Genomic DNA, 12,735 nt, shown 5'->3' with positions numbered 1-12,735 from the left:
GCCGCAGACATGCGCCCTATAAAATCACGGTTTTATTACCGTGCACAAAGACCCTATCCTCTGTAATAAATTGTAGCGCCTCACTCAATGCCGCCTTTTCCACATCACGGCCGGCTTTTTCCATATCCAAAGCGCTGTAGCTGTGATCTACCGCAGCTACTTTTTGCTGAATAATTGGCCCTTCGTCGAGTTGCTCATTCACAAAATGCGCGGTTGCTCCGATGATTTTCACTCCACGCTCAAAGGCTTGTTGATAGGGCTTAGCGCCAATAAAAGCCGGTAAAAAACTATGATGGATATTCACGATACGATTCGGATAATGCGCGACAAAACGGGGTGTTAAAATCCGCATAAACTTGGCGAGAATAAGATAGTCAGGCTGATAAGGTGTGATCACCTGTAACAACGCGGCTTCATGCTCAGCTCGGCTCAGCCCTTGATGGCTAATAAAATGATACGGTAAATCAAAACGCTGCGCCAATGCGGCTAATTCAGGATGATTACCAACAACCGCCGCGATATTTAATGATAGCGAGCCATCATATACTTTCATCAAAATATCACCCAGACAATGCGCTTCTTTTGTGACCAACACGACGACTTTTTTCGCCTGCCGGCACAACAAACTGCGGCTACTGCCTAGCGGTAAAGCCCGATCCAAATCTTGTAATAAGGTGTGCTCGTTAAAAATGCCGTCTAATTCGGTACGCATAAAAAATTGACCGGTTACCGGATCAACAAATTCAGTATTACGAATAATATTCAGTTGGTGCTTGTAACAAATATTGGTGATCTGCGCGATCAGCCCTTTTGAATCGGGACACTCAGTTAATAAAATACGCTGTTCCATAATGACACTAATTCAATAATAAAAAGACCTACGTATTGTGACAACTTAAACGTCTAGCGTCAAAGCCATTTAGACTTCTGATAGTAAAGGGCAAGTTTACTTGTTGTTTTAACGGGGGGCTTGCATAATAGCTGATTGTTTTTCTGCTTATTAACCAAGATATTTCTGAAGATGGCTCAGTATCAATTTAATAGCATCGGCTATATTAAATCACCCTATAAACAAAAGTTTGCCATACCAAGACAACCAGGTTTAATCGCAGAAGCCTGTGGCAGTATTGAATTAGAAGCTGACTATGCCGATGAAGGGATCGTGCGAGGTATCGAAGCCTTTAGTCACCTCTGGTTAGTTTTTGTTTTTCATGAAACGGCAGACAAGGGTTGGTCGCCGTTAGTCCGTCCCCCTCGGTTAGGTGGCAACACCCGAAAAGGCGTATTTGCCACACGCGCCACCTTTCGACCTAATCCAATTGGCTTATCGGTCGTAAAACTAGATGGGGTTACTCGAAAAAACGGTAAATTACAGATTTTGATCAGCGGGTTAGATTTATTAGATGGCACGCCCATTTTGGACATTAAACCTTATCTGCCCTATTCTGATGCGCTACCTGCTGCAAATGGTGGCTTTGCCGATGCCGCACCAGAGACCATGATGACCGTATCAATGTCTGAAAATGCTGAACAATTTTGCCAGCAACAAAAGCACTATCCGCATTTACGCACTTTTATTGAAAAGGTTTTAAAACAGGATCCACGGCCACCCTATAAAAAACAACGGGCTGACATTCAACATTATGGCATGACCCTATACGAATTTAATATTAAATGGACCGTCGACGGAGAACACAACCATGTTACTGAAATCATGCAGCTACCTTAGCTTATTGGCCACCAGTTTTATTTGCTTCGCCCTGCCCGAGCTGCCTGAGCCTGTCAGTAATAATGCCGTAGCAGCCACCACAGTTCGAGGGAAAACCTATCTGCTTTCTGCAAGCGGCATAGGCCCAGCAAAAACCAGCGCACAGATCCATGATAAAGTGTGGTTACATACGCTTGGCGAATATAACTGGACAACCTTACCTATCTTACCCAATCAACAACGGCTTCAAGGCCGCATTGGGGCCAGTGCCGTGGCCTTAAACAATAATTTTTTCATTCTGGGCGGCGCTTTTGTACAAAGCGATGGTAAAACCACGACAGCAGCTGATAGCTACCGGCTCGATCCCATCACCCGTCGCTATTCGCGTTTAAATGATATGCCAGTACCGGTCGATCACGCGGCCGCCGTGGCTTATCAAAATCGTTACATTTATCTCATCAGTGGTTTTAGTGAATACGGTGCCGTTAATGTGGTGCAGTTATTTGATAATTTCACCCAGCGCTGGTCGCAAGCAACACCATTTCCCGGTAAACCTGCCTTTGGTTTAGCAGCTGCTGTTGCCGCAGATCAATTAATTGTCTGTGATGGCGTAACCTTGGATTATCATCACAGCAGCCCACAACAACAACCGGTGGCTGAATGTTGGGCTGGAAAGCTGGGTAACAATGCCAATAGCATCGCCTGGCAAAGCATTCCCCACCCCACTGGCCATGCTCGCTACCGTTTAGCCGCAGCCACCGTTAACGTCAACGGCGAAGAAATGGCCGTGTTTATCGGCGGTAGTAATGTGCCTTATCAACTGAATGGTCGTGATTATCAAAATCTAGTTGCCACCCCCAGTGCTGCTGTTTGGTTATATTCTCCAAAACAACAACGCTGGTTAGCCGCTGAAAATACAACAGCGATAATGGATTTAAGAGGTCTAATCGAGTTACCTGATGGTTTATACAGCCTTGGCGGCATGCTTTTAGAGCAAGAAGTCACAAATAAGCTCATTAAACATCAGATTAAACTTCTGCCTGAGTAGATCCGTTGTTAGAATGAGGGTAATTTTTTAAGTCTTTTTTACAGAGAGCCTCATGCGCACCAGTCAGTATTTATTATCTACGATGAAAGAAACGCCAGCAGATGCCGAAGTGATTAGTCACAAATTAATGCTTCGCGCTGGTATGATCCGCCGTTTATCTTCTGGTTTATACACTTACTTACCTACTGGTGTCAGAGTGTTGCGTAAGGTAGAGCAAATTGTTCGTGAAGAAATGAACAACGCCGGTGCCATTGAAGTACTGATGCCGATGGTACAACCGGCTGAACTGTGGCAGGAATCGGGGCGCTGGGAGAAAATGGACGCCGAGTTATTGCGTTTTCAAGACCGTCATCTGCGCGATTTCGTATTAGGCCCTACACATGAAGAAGTGATTACTGATCTGGTTCGTCGCGAAATCACCAGCTATAAACAGCTGCCACTGAGCTTATATCAAATTCAAAACAAATTCCGTGATGAGCGTCGGCCTCGTTTTGGTGTGATGCGCGCGCGTGAGTTTTTAATGAAAGATGCGTATTCATTTCATTTAAGCCAAGACTCATTACAACAAACCTACGATGCCATGTATCGCGCTTACTGCAATATCTTTAATCGTCTTGGCTTAGACTATCGGCCTGTGCTTGCCGACACCGGCGCGATTGGCGGTAGTGTTTCGCACGAGTTTCATGTGTTGGCCTCTTCCGGCGAAGATGCCATTGCCTTCTCTGATACCAGCGATTATGCCGCGAATATCGAAATGGCCGAAGCAATAGCGCCAGCGGGCGAACGCCCAGCCGCAACGCAAAGCATGCAAGAAGTTGCCACGCCAAATGTCGGCACTGTTGCTGCTGTAGCAGAGTTATTAAACATCAGCGAACAGCAAATTGCGAAAACCTTATTTGTTGTTGGCGTTGCCAAGGATGATGCACCGGCATCCCTAGTTGCATTAGTGGTTCGCGGCGATCATGAGCTGAATGAAGTTAAAGCGGAGAAATTACCGCAAGTTGCCGTACCCCTGCAATTTGCTAACGAACAGCAAATTCGTCAACTGGTAAACGCAGCACCTGGCTCAGTCGGTCCTGTGGGTTTAACCATCCCGGTGATTGTTGACCGCAGCGCCGCACACCTTGCTGATTTTGTTGTGGGTGCCAATAAAGACGGTTACCATTTATCCGGCGTCAATTGGGATCGCGATATCACTGATTACCAGGTTGCCGACCTTCGTAATATCGTTGAAGGCGACCCCAGCCCTTGTGGTTTTGGTCACTTAGTGATTAAGCGTGGTATTGAAGTGGGTCATATCTTCCAATTGGGTGATAAATACTCTCAAGCGCTTAAAGCCGGTGTATTGAATGAAGAAGGTAAACACCAAATTATGACCATGGGCTGTTATGGTGTGGGTGTGTCACGCATTGTTGCCGCCGCGATTGAACAGAACCACGACGAATACGGTATTATTTGGCCTGACGCAATAGCGCCCTTCCAAGTGGTGTTGATCCCAATGAATATGCACAAGTCAGTGCGTGTAGCTGAAGCCACTGAGCTGTTATATCAACAACTTAAAGCTGCAGGTATTGACGTACTCTTTGATGATCGTAAAGAGCGCCCGGGTGTGATGTTCGCCGACATGGAACTGATTGGTGTGCCTCACAGCATTGTGATTGGCGAGCGTAACCTCGATAACCGTCAGGCTGAATACAAAAATCGCCGCACAGGTGAAAAGCAGCTGTTAGATTTAGACCAATTAGTCAGTCAATTTACGGCTTTGCTCAAATAGCACCTACAACAGCAGTTTCGACTGATTGCGGGCGGCTGTTTTATTATCGCTTGGCGAGCTTAGGGTGTAAAATACTCTAAGCTCGCATCATCACGTGGTTGTTATACTTGTTTTAAAGGTATTTTAACGTAACTCACACCATTACTTTCTGCTTGAGGCAGTTGCCCAGCGCGAATATTCACTTGTACCGAAGGATAAATCAGTCGCGGTACAGCTAAGGTTTTATCCCGTGTTTCACGTTTTTGTACAAAATCTGCTTCAAAGGTGTCAGCTTTCACATGGATATTTTGCTGTTTTTGTTCTGCTATCGTCGTTTTAAAACGTAATTCACGACCATTCGGTTGATAATCATGGCAAACATAAACAACCGTTTCTGCTGGCAACTGATATAAACGCTGGATAGAACGGAACAAGATATGAGCATCACCACCCGGAAAATCGCAACGTGCCGTACCGCCATCAGGCATAAACAGTGAATCACCTACAAACACATTGCCAGCAATTAAATAACTGACACTGTCGTTAGTATGACCAGGTGTATTAATCACCGTCGCGGTAACCGAGCCGATGTTAAACGTTTCACCATCTGCAAATAACTTATCAAAATAATCACCCGTGCCCATTAATTCTGCATCAGCGATATTGAAAACCATTTTAAACGTTTGCTGAACCTTCCGGATCCCCTCACCAATCGCAATGGGTGCTGCTGTCTTTTGCTTTAGGTAATGCGCGGCAGAAAGATGATCAGCATGGGCGTGGGTTTCTAAAATCCACTGTAATTGCCAGCCTTGCTCAGCTAAGTACGCTAAAATCTTATCTGCGGCCTCTGTGCTAACCTGCCCTGCGGCGGCATCGTAATCAAGTACTGGATCAATCACTGCCGCTTTAGCCGTTGCTTTATCAACAACCACATAACTGCAAGTTGCGCTATCATTATCAAAGAACATTTCAATATGCAGATTATCTAGGTTACTCATTTTTTCAGCCCTTACTTTAGTTAATGCTAAATTTTGATTGCAGCTTAACGAAAAAGCCCATAGAATGCAATTCCGTTATATGCATATTCCATAAAAGAATATAGGAGTGGCCATGTTGGTATTAATAGGTGCTTTAATCATCGGGCTTAGCTTGGGGTTATTCGGGTCAGGTGGTTCGATCCTGACCGTACCGGTGTTGTTGTATTTGGTTGGCATGCCCGCATCATTGGCCATCGCGTCTTCGTTATTAATAGTAGCGCTGATCAGCTTGTTTGGTTCAATCCACAATATGTTTCGCCGTTTAATCAGTTGGCGCCATGTTTTATGGTTTGGTGTACCCGGAATGTTAGGAACTTATGGTGGCGCTTGGCTAGGCACCTTAGTAGATAGCCGCTGGCAGTTATTAGTCTTCGCGTCCTTAATGGTGGTTGCGGCAATAATGATGTGGCGCAGCAAAGTCACGATGATTGATCAACCCAAAACGTTTCATCATATTAAAGTCATTGCCGATGGCTTAGTTGTCGGTGCTATTACTGGTTTTGTGGGGGTTGGAGGGGGCTTCTTAATCGTTCCCGCATTAGTATTATTGGCCGGGTTACCCCTTCATATCGGCGTAGCAACCAGCTTAATGATCATTGCGTTAAAATCGTTTGTCGGTTTTGCAAAATACTACAGTGTGTTTCATGCACAAGGCTTGGTATTTGATTGGCACGCCATCACTATCATGGTTGTGGCCGGTATTTTGGGAAGTTATGTTGGCGGTTGGCTCAATCGCAGATTACCGAAAGCGATCTTACAAAAGGGCTTTGCCGTATTCTTGGCGATCATGGCGGGTGTAGTGATTTATCAATCTGTTTTATAAACTGTTTTTTTGGAGGATTTATAATGAAAACAGCACAACAATTAGTGGCCGAAGCAAAAGAACGTATCAAAGAAGTCGATATTCAGCAACTCGCGGCGCAGCTAGAAAAACAGCCATCAACTCGTATTATTGATGTACGTGAGCCTGCCGAATTTGCTCAAGCACACATCAGCAGTGTCGTTAACTACCCACGCGGTGTATTAGAAATGCAATTGGCTAACCACCCCGCCGTCGCGGCGTCAGGTTGTGCCGCAGAGTTAGCCTTAGCGCAATTAGCACAGGAGCCGTTGTATTTAATTTGCCGTTCAGGTGCTCGCTCGGCTTTAGCCGCGGAATCGTTACAGAACATGGGCTTTACTGATGTCTATTCGGTCGCGGGTGGCATGGCAGCCTGGCAAGAAGCAGGCTTACCCGTCACGCAATAAGGAGTCGTAATGGAGAATTTCACCCCGATATCTGCGCTAATTGGCGGCAGTTTAATTGGCTTTGGTGCATTGCTAATGATGACCATGTTAGGACGTATAGCAGGAATCTCTGGCATTGCCAGCCAGCTTATTTTTGAACGTGATGGTCGAGGCTGGCGATTTGCGTTTGTGGCTGGCCTTTTAGTTGCACCACTACTGGTAAGCTTTTTTATGCAAGATCTCACCTTTACTACGCCTGACTTAAACACTAAAACCTTAATTGCCGGTTTATTGGTGGGTTTAGGCACGGGCTGGGGCAGCGGCTGTACCTCAGGTCATGGTGTTTGTGGTATCGGTAGACTATCTCCACGCTCGATTAGTGCTACCTTAGTATTTATGGCAGCAGGCGTGCTGGTTGCAAGCTTATTTTAAGCAGGAGTAAATATGAAAGCATTAGTGGCATTTTTATCCGGCTTATTGTTATCTGCGGGTATCACTATTTCAATGATGATCGATCCCGCAAAAGTAATTGGTTTTCTGAATGTACTTGATAACTGGGACCCAAGCTTAGCGTTAGTCATGGGCGCGGCTTTAGTGGTTTATTCTACTGGTTTTTACTTTAGCCAAAAACGAGCAGCCCCTTTCCTAGAAAAGGCTTTTTATCTTCCAAAGAGCACCAAAGTAGATCGCCAATTATTGTTAGGGGCATTAATTTTCGGTGTCGGTTGGGGCCTATTAGGTTATTGCCCTGGCCCTGCTATTGCCGCTCTAACCTCAGGTAGCACCGGTACCATCGGTTTTGTGCTAAGCATGGTGTTCGGATGGTGGCTCACTCGAAAAATTAAATTTAACTAAATCTATCTCCTCTTTAACGCCGTTCTTAACCACGAGTTTTTTGCTCATGGTTAAGATCTAGCGCAAAAAACCTGTAAATAAATACCCCGCGACACAACATGAAAAGAGTAAACTTCCTTATTATTAAAAATATTTCATACCCTAAATCATAAGCTATGCAAATTGCACAACGTTTTACGGCGCAATGCTCTTAAGCGCGTTTTTTGCTAAAGCCTTAATCCCTTAGCATGATGTTACCGCTTAAATGCTATGCATGATTGGTATGCTACAGCATTCACAAAGTACAGTAGGGCAGCAACGGAATGATACTTCCGGTTATCTGGCTAGCAGGGGTAAGAGATAAGGTCAGTGGTATGCTTAAACATTGGCACATACCATAAACTAGTTTATTGTTTTATATTGATAACAGTGCAAACCTACCGCCTTTGCCTTGCACGTTCTGCACTGTTAAAAATACCCATGCTGGGCTAAACCAGCATCTTTACTGGAGCGGGTTATGACACTTTACCATCTGATAGAGCAGCGATTCTTTTTTACCTTAACCCGAAAGATAGTGGGTAATGTAATGTTTATTACCCTGTTCTTTGCGCTGGCGATGTATCTTGCTTACCCTACCACTGATAACAAACAACTTTGGTGGTTGTTGCTCGTTGTTGGCAGCGCCGCTTATAGTTTTACTGTCTTCTATATGTGGCATTTAATTGTTCGCCCGGTTCAGGCTTTAGTCAAAAATTTACACGACAGTAATCGCTCTGGGGCTGATCTTAGCCAACGTTTACCCGCCTTCACCTTTGATGAGTTCCGAACATTATCGGACGAATTTAACCAATTCGTTAGCCAACTTAGTGACGTACTTGGCAATGTGCATCAACAAGCGCGTAATACGCATCAGATCAATGAGCAGGTATCTATCGCAGTAAAAAGTACTCGCAAAAACTTACAAGAAACTGAGCAACGCAATACTTTAATTCGCCGAGAAAGTGAACAAGTTATCAACTATTTAACGAACATCGTCCAAAGCAGCGATCAAATGGGCGAGGTAACACAACTTGCAGTAAGTAAAGCTCAAGTTGCCAGCACACAAATGCAGCAACTTAATCAACAACTTGCGGCGATTGCTCGATTGCTTGACTCTTTTGCCGCCACTATTAACGGTTTACAAAAAAACTCAGAAAATGTCCGACAGATTTTAGTTATGGTTGAAGGGTTCTCAGATCAAACCAATTTACTGGCTTTAAACGCCGCCATCGAAGCAGCTCGAGCGGGCGATGCCGGTCGTGGTTTTGCCGTTGTTGCCGACGAAGTGCGAACACTGGCAGCCAAAGTGAATGAAGCAACGAAGCAAATTTCAGGTTTTTTGAATGATATGGAGCGCTTGGTAAAAGAAACAAAAGAAGAATCCACTAGCTTAAATCAACAAGCAAAAGATGCTCAAAATCAAATTAATGAAACGAATCATGAATTTGCTTTATTACAGCAAGAGTTGCTAACGGCTCAGGGTGGTATGAAAACCATCACCAGCAGCGTATCTAACCTTGAAGAAAAATATCAACAAACCCATGAGCATTTAAGTGCGATCCAGCAGATCACCAATCAAGCTTATCAACAAATGGCTTCCATTGACGATGCCGCTAAAAATTTGTTAGAGGGTACTGCCACGACAGAGCAACAACTCGGGCGTTTTGCGCGTAAGGCCGGCTATTGATCACGCCGCTAGCTAGGATTTGTATGTCGCTGTTTGATATCTTAAAGTTTCCTTTATGAAACAAGTGTTTGGCAAGGCGAATGGTCATAAAAAATCGCTATTATTTTTCGCATTAGCCGCGTTTATGGCCAGTGTGGTAATGCTAGTCGAGTATTATCATCGTAATTACGCAGAACTAATGCAAATTCATCAGCATGAACGCCTGAGTCAGCAGTTATCCTCGGTTCGAGCCAATATTGAGTCTGAATTAAATTCCAATATTTTTTTAGCCGATAGTTTAGCCACGCTGATTTCGGTTAATCCGCAATCTGATAACGAACAATTGACGCGTATGGCTGAAGCCTTATATTTAAAGTCCAGTAGTTTGCGCAATATCGCTTTAGCTCCCGATAACGTGATCCGTTTTGTCTATCCCTTAACAGGTAATGAAAGTGTTATAGGCTTTGATTACCGCCAGTCACCGGAACAATTACACACTGTCGAATTAGCTAAGCAGCGACAAGAGGTTTTTATTGCCGGGCCGCTAACATTAATCCAAGGCAACCAAGCCATTATTGCGCGGATGCCTATCTTCACCGATCCACCGTTCAATCAGCGGTATTGGGGGACCTGTAGCGCGGTCATCGAAATAGACAAGCTGTTCAAGTTAGCCGGTGTGAATGAGCTTGCTGCACAATCTCGACTGGCAATCCGTGGTAAAGATGGTTTAGGTGCGAATGGCGAGGTGTTTTTCGGTGATGAAAGCGTGTTTGCAGAGGCTTTTAGCAGCGAAACGATCCGATTAATCAACGGCAGCTGGTTGATAGCGATTGCCGAATTACCCGGAACATCTTACAACGGCCCGGCATTAGCGTCGTCATATATTCGTGTGATTGGGTACGGTTTTAGTTTGTTATTACTGCTGGTTTTTATTAGCTTATTTTATAGTTACCATTTCGCACGAATTAACTCGCTGCAAGATCCTTTAACCTTATTACCTAACCGGCGTTTCGCGATGAAATGGTTAGAGACGCTCATTAACTCCCGAGCTGAATTTTGTATCATTAGCTTAGACTTAGATAAATTCAAACTGATCAATGATCGCTTTGGGCATGCGATTGGCGATCAATTTTTACAAGAAGTTGCCAGGCTACTCCAAATTAATTTACGCAGTTCTGATGTTGCTTGCCGCTTATCAGGCGATGAATTTTTAGTGATTATGCCACGCATTAGCAAGCAGCAAGATATTCAGCCTATCCTGCAAAAAATCATGACCAGCTTTAAACGCGCGACTTTTTTCGCCAATGGTCAGTCAGTTGCATTTGAGTTAAGCCTCGGCACTGCCTTTTTCCCCAGCGACGCACAGGATCTTGAGTCATTGCTAAACCAAGCAGACGTAGCCATGTATCAACAAAAAGCCAGTCACAAATTGTCCCAGCAGGAGAAAAAACAAACCTAGTCGTTTGTGATAGCTAAATAGCAAATCAGCCGTTCAGCTCAACTCGTGCGTCACTTACGACGGATAGGTATTCGCTGATAACAATACGTTACACCGCGTTAATTCGCTATCTATGCTTATCTGAACCATACTTAAATGCGAATCTTACCCTATGCGCTCCATCTTGCGTTAATCACAATACAGTGAGCACTGGCCGATAGCACGACCACTCCACAGATTAAAATAGAGGATTCAAAGATGATTACTTTCACAACCCCCAGTTGGAGTGCGCTATCTTATTTACAACAGTCCGGTGAACAGATGTTGCAAATGATGAACTGTAACACGCAAACCTATATGGCCGACTCAGCGCAGACTATTAAGAAATCTACCGGTATTATCCCTGCTAAAGACGTGGCAACAGCCATCGCGCTGTTGCAACAACGTAGCCGCCTTGCTGATGAAGTCCAACAACAGCAAGATGACATGCAGCATGAATTAGTTGAATTACCCGCTGAACTTCAAGAAGAACCTTTGCCTAGCGCATCAACTCGCGCCTTTCCACTGTTAGAGCTTCTTCAAGCCGCCCATAACGCGCAAGAGCCGGTTATCTGGCAACATTCTACATAACACCCCTGCAAAACCGATCACCGCACTGTCATTGCGACAAGGCTCAATTTCAACACAGCTGTGCACGCTCCTCTTTTTTATCCCTGAAAAAGACGTATCCTGCCAAAGCTTACTTCGCTACTAACTCATCAACAGAGTCTTGGTATCTGCCCCCGAAGCTTGGAGCTTGCGCTGGATTTTAGTCCCCTTAGAGCGAGCCGACTGATCATCGTTGGCCAAGGTTTTAAGAAAACGGGTGTTTGAGTGCGGCGACGGTAGCGCCGCGCGAGTTACGTTTTCGCCTTGGACAACGCATGAGCAGTCGGGCTTTCGAGCAGAAGTGGGGTCGCATTTTCTTTGGATACTTTCTTTTGGCGACACAAAAGAAAGTATCTCGCCAACAGCGAAAATGTTAAACGCTCCGTAAAACTTCGACTGGAGCACGCGGTAAATACATCCGTGTACGCTCCTCTTTTTCATCCCTGAAAAAGACGTCTTAAGCCAACGTTTACTTCGCTATTAACTGATCAATAGAGTCTTAATATTTGCCCCAAAGCTTACTCTGGATTTTAGTCCCCTTAGAGCGAGCCGACTGATCATCGTTGGCCAAGGTTTTAAGAAAACGGGTGTTTGAGTGCGGCGACGAAGCATAGCGCGAGTTACGTTTTCGCCTTGGACAACGCATGAGCAGTCGGGCTTTCGAGCGGAAGTGGGGTCGCATTTTCTTTGGATACTTTCTTTTGGCGACACAAAAGAAAGTATCTCGCCCACGGCGAAAACGTTAGGGGTCTTGGTATATGACCCCGAAGCTTGCTTTTATAACAGCAACCGACTGAACTACCGCTCACTTAATTTGCAGGCACAAAAAAACCAGCATTAGCTGGCTGATTTAGATGAAAATGGCGGAGCGGACGGGACTCGAACCCGCGACCCCCGGCGTGACAGGCCGGTATTCTAACCGACTGAACTACCGCTCCGCACTGGAGTGAGCTTACGCTCAATGGCACACTAACTGAAATGGCGGAGCGGACGGGACTCGAACCCGCGACCCCCGGCGTGACAGGCCGGTATTCTAACCGACTGAACTACCGCTCCGGATCAGGAAGCTTTTTTGATGCTAGTGGCGGAGCGGACGGGACTCGAACCCGCGACCCCCGGCGTGACAGGCCGGTATTCTAACCGACTGAACTACCGCTCCGGAAAGCATCAAAATTGTTGGCGGAGCGGACGGGACTCGAACCCGCGACCCCCGGCGTGACAGGCCGGTATTCTAACCGACTGAACTACCGCTCCGCGCCAGCATCAAACGATTTCATTTGGGTATCGTCTGGTGCGGCGGGAATGATACGGATTACCCCAAACTCAGTCAACTTCTT

Annotated in this window: 12 protein-coding genes and 4 tRNA genes; 10 read left to right on the top strand and 6 right to left on the bottom strand. The window is 45.5% G+C overall.

Translation table 11 applies throughout. The features are described from left to right. Positions 1-16: 16 nt before the first annotated feature. Positions 17-850 carry a formyltetrahydrofolate deformylase gene (gene purU / locus JAO78_RS14365; RefSeq protein ID WP_226752055.1) on the bottom strand — a complete coding sequence of 278 codons (834 nt, stop codon included), beginning with the start codon at positions 848-850 and terminating at the stop codon, positions 17-19. A gap of 171 nt (positions 851-1,021) precedes the next feature. On the opposite strand from purU, the gene tsaA reads away from it, so the two are divergent. From tsaA to JAO78_RS14350, 3 genes are read left to right on the top strand one after another with little or no spacing between them, the layout of a single operon-like run. Next, complete coding sequence (tsaA, locus tag JAO78_RS14360) at positions 1,022-1,729, top strand: tRNA (N6-threonylcarbamoyladenosine(37)-N6)-methyltransferase TrmO (protein ID WP_226752054.1); 708 nt, start codon at positions 1,022-1,024, stop codon at positions 1,727-1,729. After that, complete coding sequence (locus JAO78_RS14355; protein WP_226752053.1) at positions 1,701-2,756, top strand: Kelch repeat-containing protein; 1,056 nt, start codon at positions 1,701-1,703, stop codon at positions 2,754-2,756. The genes tsaA and JAO78_RS14355 overlap by 29 nt, the downstream gene beginning before the upstream one ends. 52 nt (positions 2,757-2,808) lie before the next feature. After that, positions 2,809-4,530: a proline--tRNA ligase gene (locus tag JAO78_RS14350; protein ID WP_226752052.1), complete on the top strand. Its 1,722-nt coding sequence runs from the start codon at positions 2,809-2,811 to the stop codon at positions 4,528-4,530. Between the two features lie 101 nt (positions 4,531-4,631). Here JAO78_RS14350 and JAO78_RS14345 read toward each other — a convergent pair whose 3' ends face one another. Beyond that, positions 4,632-5,507 (bottom strand): MBL fold metallo-hydrolase, encoded by an 876-nt coding sequence (locus JAO78_RS14345; RefSeq protein ID WP_226752051.1) that lies wholly within the window; start codon positions 5,505-5,507, stop codon positions 4,632-4,634. Positions 5,508-5,619: 112 nt separating this feature from the next. On the opposite strand from JAO78_RS14345, the gene JAO78_RS14340 reads away from it, so the two are divergent. From JAO78_RS14340 to JAO78_RS14310, 7 genes are all read left to right on the top strand, one after another. Further along, the gene (locus tag JAO78_RS14340) at positions 5,620-6,369 is read left to right on the top strand and encodes a sulfite exporter TauE/SafE family protein (RefSeq protein WP_226752050.1); all 750 of its coding nucleotides are present in this window, start codon (positions 5,620-5,622) and stop codon (positions 6,367-6,369) included. Between the two features lie 23 nt (positions 6,370-6,392). After that, positions 6,393-6,794 (top strand): rhodanese-like domain-containing protein, encoded by a 402-nt coding sequence (locus JAO78_RS14335; RefSeq protein WP_226752049.1) that lies wholly within the window; start codon positions 6,393-6,395, stop codon positions 6,792-6,794. Between the two features lie 9 nt (positions 6,795-6,803). Beyond that, entirely contained in the window at positions 6,804-7,205 is a 402-nt protein-coding gene (locus JAO78_RS14330; RefSeq protein WP_226752048.1) for a YeeE/YedE family protein, read from the top strand. 12 nt (positions 7,206-7,217) lie between these two features. Then, on the top strand, positions 7,218-7,628 hold the full coding sequence (locus tag JAO78_RS14325) for a DUF6691 family protein (RefSeq protein WP_226752047.1): 411 nt from the start codon (positions 7,218-7,220) through the stop codon (positions 7,626-7,628). A 496-nt stretch (positions 7,629-8,124) separates the two neighbouring features. Next, entirely contained in the window at positions 8,125-9,333 is a 1,209-nt protein-coding gene (locus JAO78_RS14320; protein ID WP_226752046.1) for a methyl-accepting chemotaxis protein, read from the top strand. A 55-nt stretch (positions 9,334-9,388) separates the two neighbouring features. Then, the gene (locus JAO78_RS14315; RefSeq protein WP_226752045.1) at positions 9,389-10,771 is read left to right on the top strand and encodes a diguanylate cyclase domain-containing protein; all 1,383 of its coding nucleotides are present in this window, start codon (positions 9,389-9,391) and stop codon (positions 10,769-10,771) included. Between the two features lie 237 nt (positions 10,772-11,008). After that, positions 11,009-11,380: a DUF1840 family protein gene (locus JAO78_RS14310; RefSeq protein ID WP_226752044.1), complete on the top strand. Its 372-nt coding sequence runs from the start codon at positions 11,009-11,011 to the stop codon at positions 11,378-11,380. Between the two features lie 879 nt (positions 11,381-12,259). On the opposite strand, the gene JAO78_RS14305 is transcribed toward JAO78_RS14310, so the two are convergent. From JAO78_RS14305 to JAO78_RS14290, 4 genes are all read right to left on the bottom strand, one after another. Further along, a tRNA-Asp gene (locus tag JAO78_RS14305) sits at positions 12,260-12,336 on the bottom strand. 41 nt (positions 12,337-12,377) lie between these two features. Then, positions 12,378-12,454: transfer RNA gene (locus JAO78_RS14300), tRNA-Asp, on the bottom strand. Between the two features lie 26 nt (positions 12,455-12,480). After that, positions 12,481-12,557: transfer RNA gene (locus JAO78_RS14295), tRNA-Asp, on the bottom strand. A gap of 18 nt (positions 12,558-12,575) precedes the next feature. Beyond that, positions 12,576-12,652, bottom strand: a tRNA-Asp gene (locus JAO78_RS14290). Positions 12,653-12,735: the final 83 nt, after the last annotated feature.

Source organism: Alishewanella maricola (genome assembly GCF_016343785.1).
Taxonomy (GTDB): Bacteria; Pseudomonadota; Gammaproteobacteria; order Enterobacterales; family Alteromonadaceae; genus Alishewanella; species Alishewanella maricola.
Note: the sequence above shows the minus strand (reverse complement) of the source record. Positions and strands in the feature narration are given on the sequence as shown.

What these genes read in the sequence shown, in the direction of transcription:
- JAO78_RS14355 (WP_226752053.1), top strand. Translation starts at nt 1,701, where the DNA reads ATGTTACTGAAATCATGCAGCTACCTTAGCTTATTGGCCACCAGTTTT.
- purU (WP_226752055.1), bottom strand. Translation starts at nt 850, where the DNA reads ATGGAACAGCGTATTTTATTAACTGAGTGTCCCGATTCAAAAGGGCTG.
- JAO78_RS14310 (WP_226752044.1), top strand. Translation starts at nt 11,009, where the DNA reads ATGATTACTTTCACAACCCCCAGTTGGAGTGCGCTATCTTATTTACAA.
- JAO78_RS14340 (WP_226752050.1), top strand. Translation starts at nt 5,620, where the DNA reads ATGTTGGTATTAATAGGTGCTTTAATCATCGGGCTTAGCTTGGGGTTA.
- JAO78_RS14320 (WP_226752046.1), top strand. Translation starts at nt 8,125, where the DNA reads ATGACACTTTACCATCTGATAGAGCAGCGATTCTTTTTTACCTTAACC.
- JAO78_RS14330 (WP_226752048.1), top strand. Translation starts at nt 6,804, where the DNA reads ATGGAGAATTTCACCCCGATATCTGCGCTAATTGGCGGCAGTTTAATT.
- JAO78_RS14335 (WP_226752049.1), top strand. Translation starts at nt 6,393, where the DNA reads ATGAAAACAGCACAACAATTAGTGGCCGAAGCAAAAGAACGTATCAAA.
- tsaA (WP_226752054.1), top strand. Translation starts at nt 1,022, where the DNA reads ATGGCTCAGTATCAATTTAATAGCATCGGCTATATTAAATCACCCTAT.
- JAO78_RS14345 (WP_226752051.1), bottom strand. Translation starts at nt 5,507, where the DNA reads ATGAGTAACCTAGATAATCTGCATATTGAAATGTTCTTTGATAATGAT.
- JAO78_RS14350 (WP_226752052.1), top strand. Translation starts at nt 2,809, where the DNA reads ATGCGCACCAGTCAGTATTTATTATCTACGATGAAAGAAACGCCAGCA.
- JAO78_RS14325 (WP_226752047.1), top strand. Translation starts at nt 7,218, where the DNA reads ATGAAAGCATTAGTGGCATTTTTATCCGGCTTATTGTTATCTGCGGGT.
- JAO78_RS14315 (WP_226752045.1), top strand. Translation starts at nt 9,389, where the DNA reads ATGAAACAAGTGTTTGGCAAGGCGAATGGTCATAAAAAATCGCTATTA.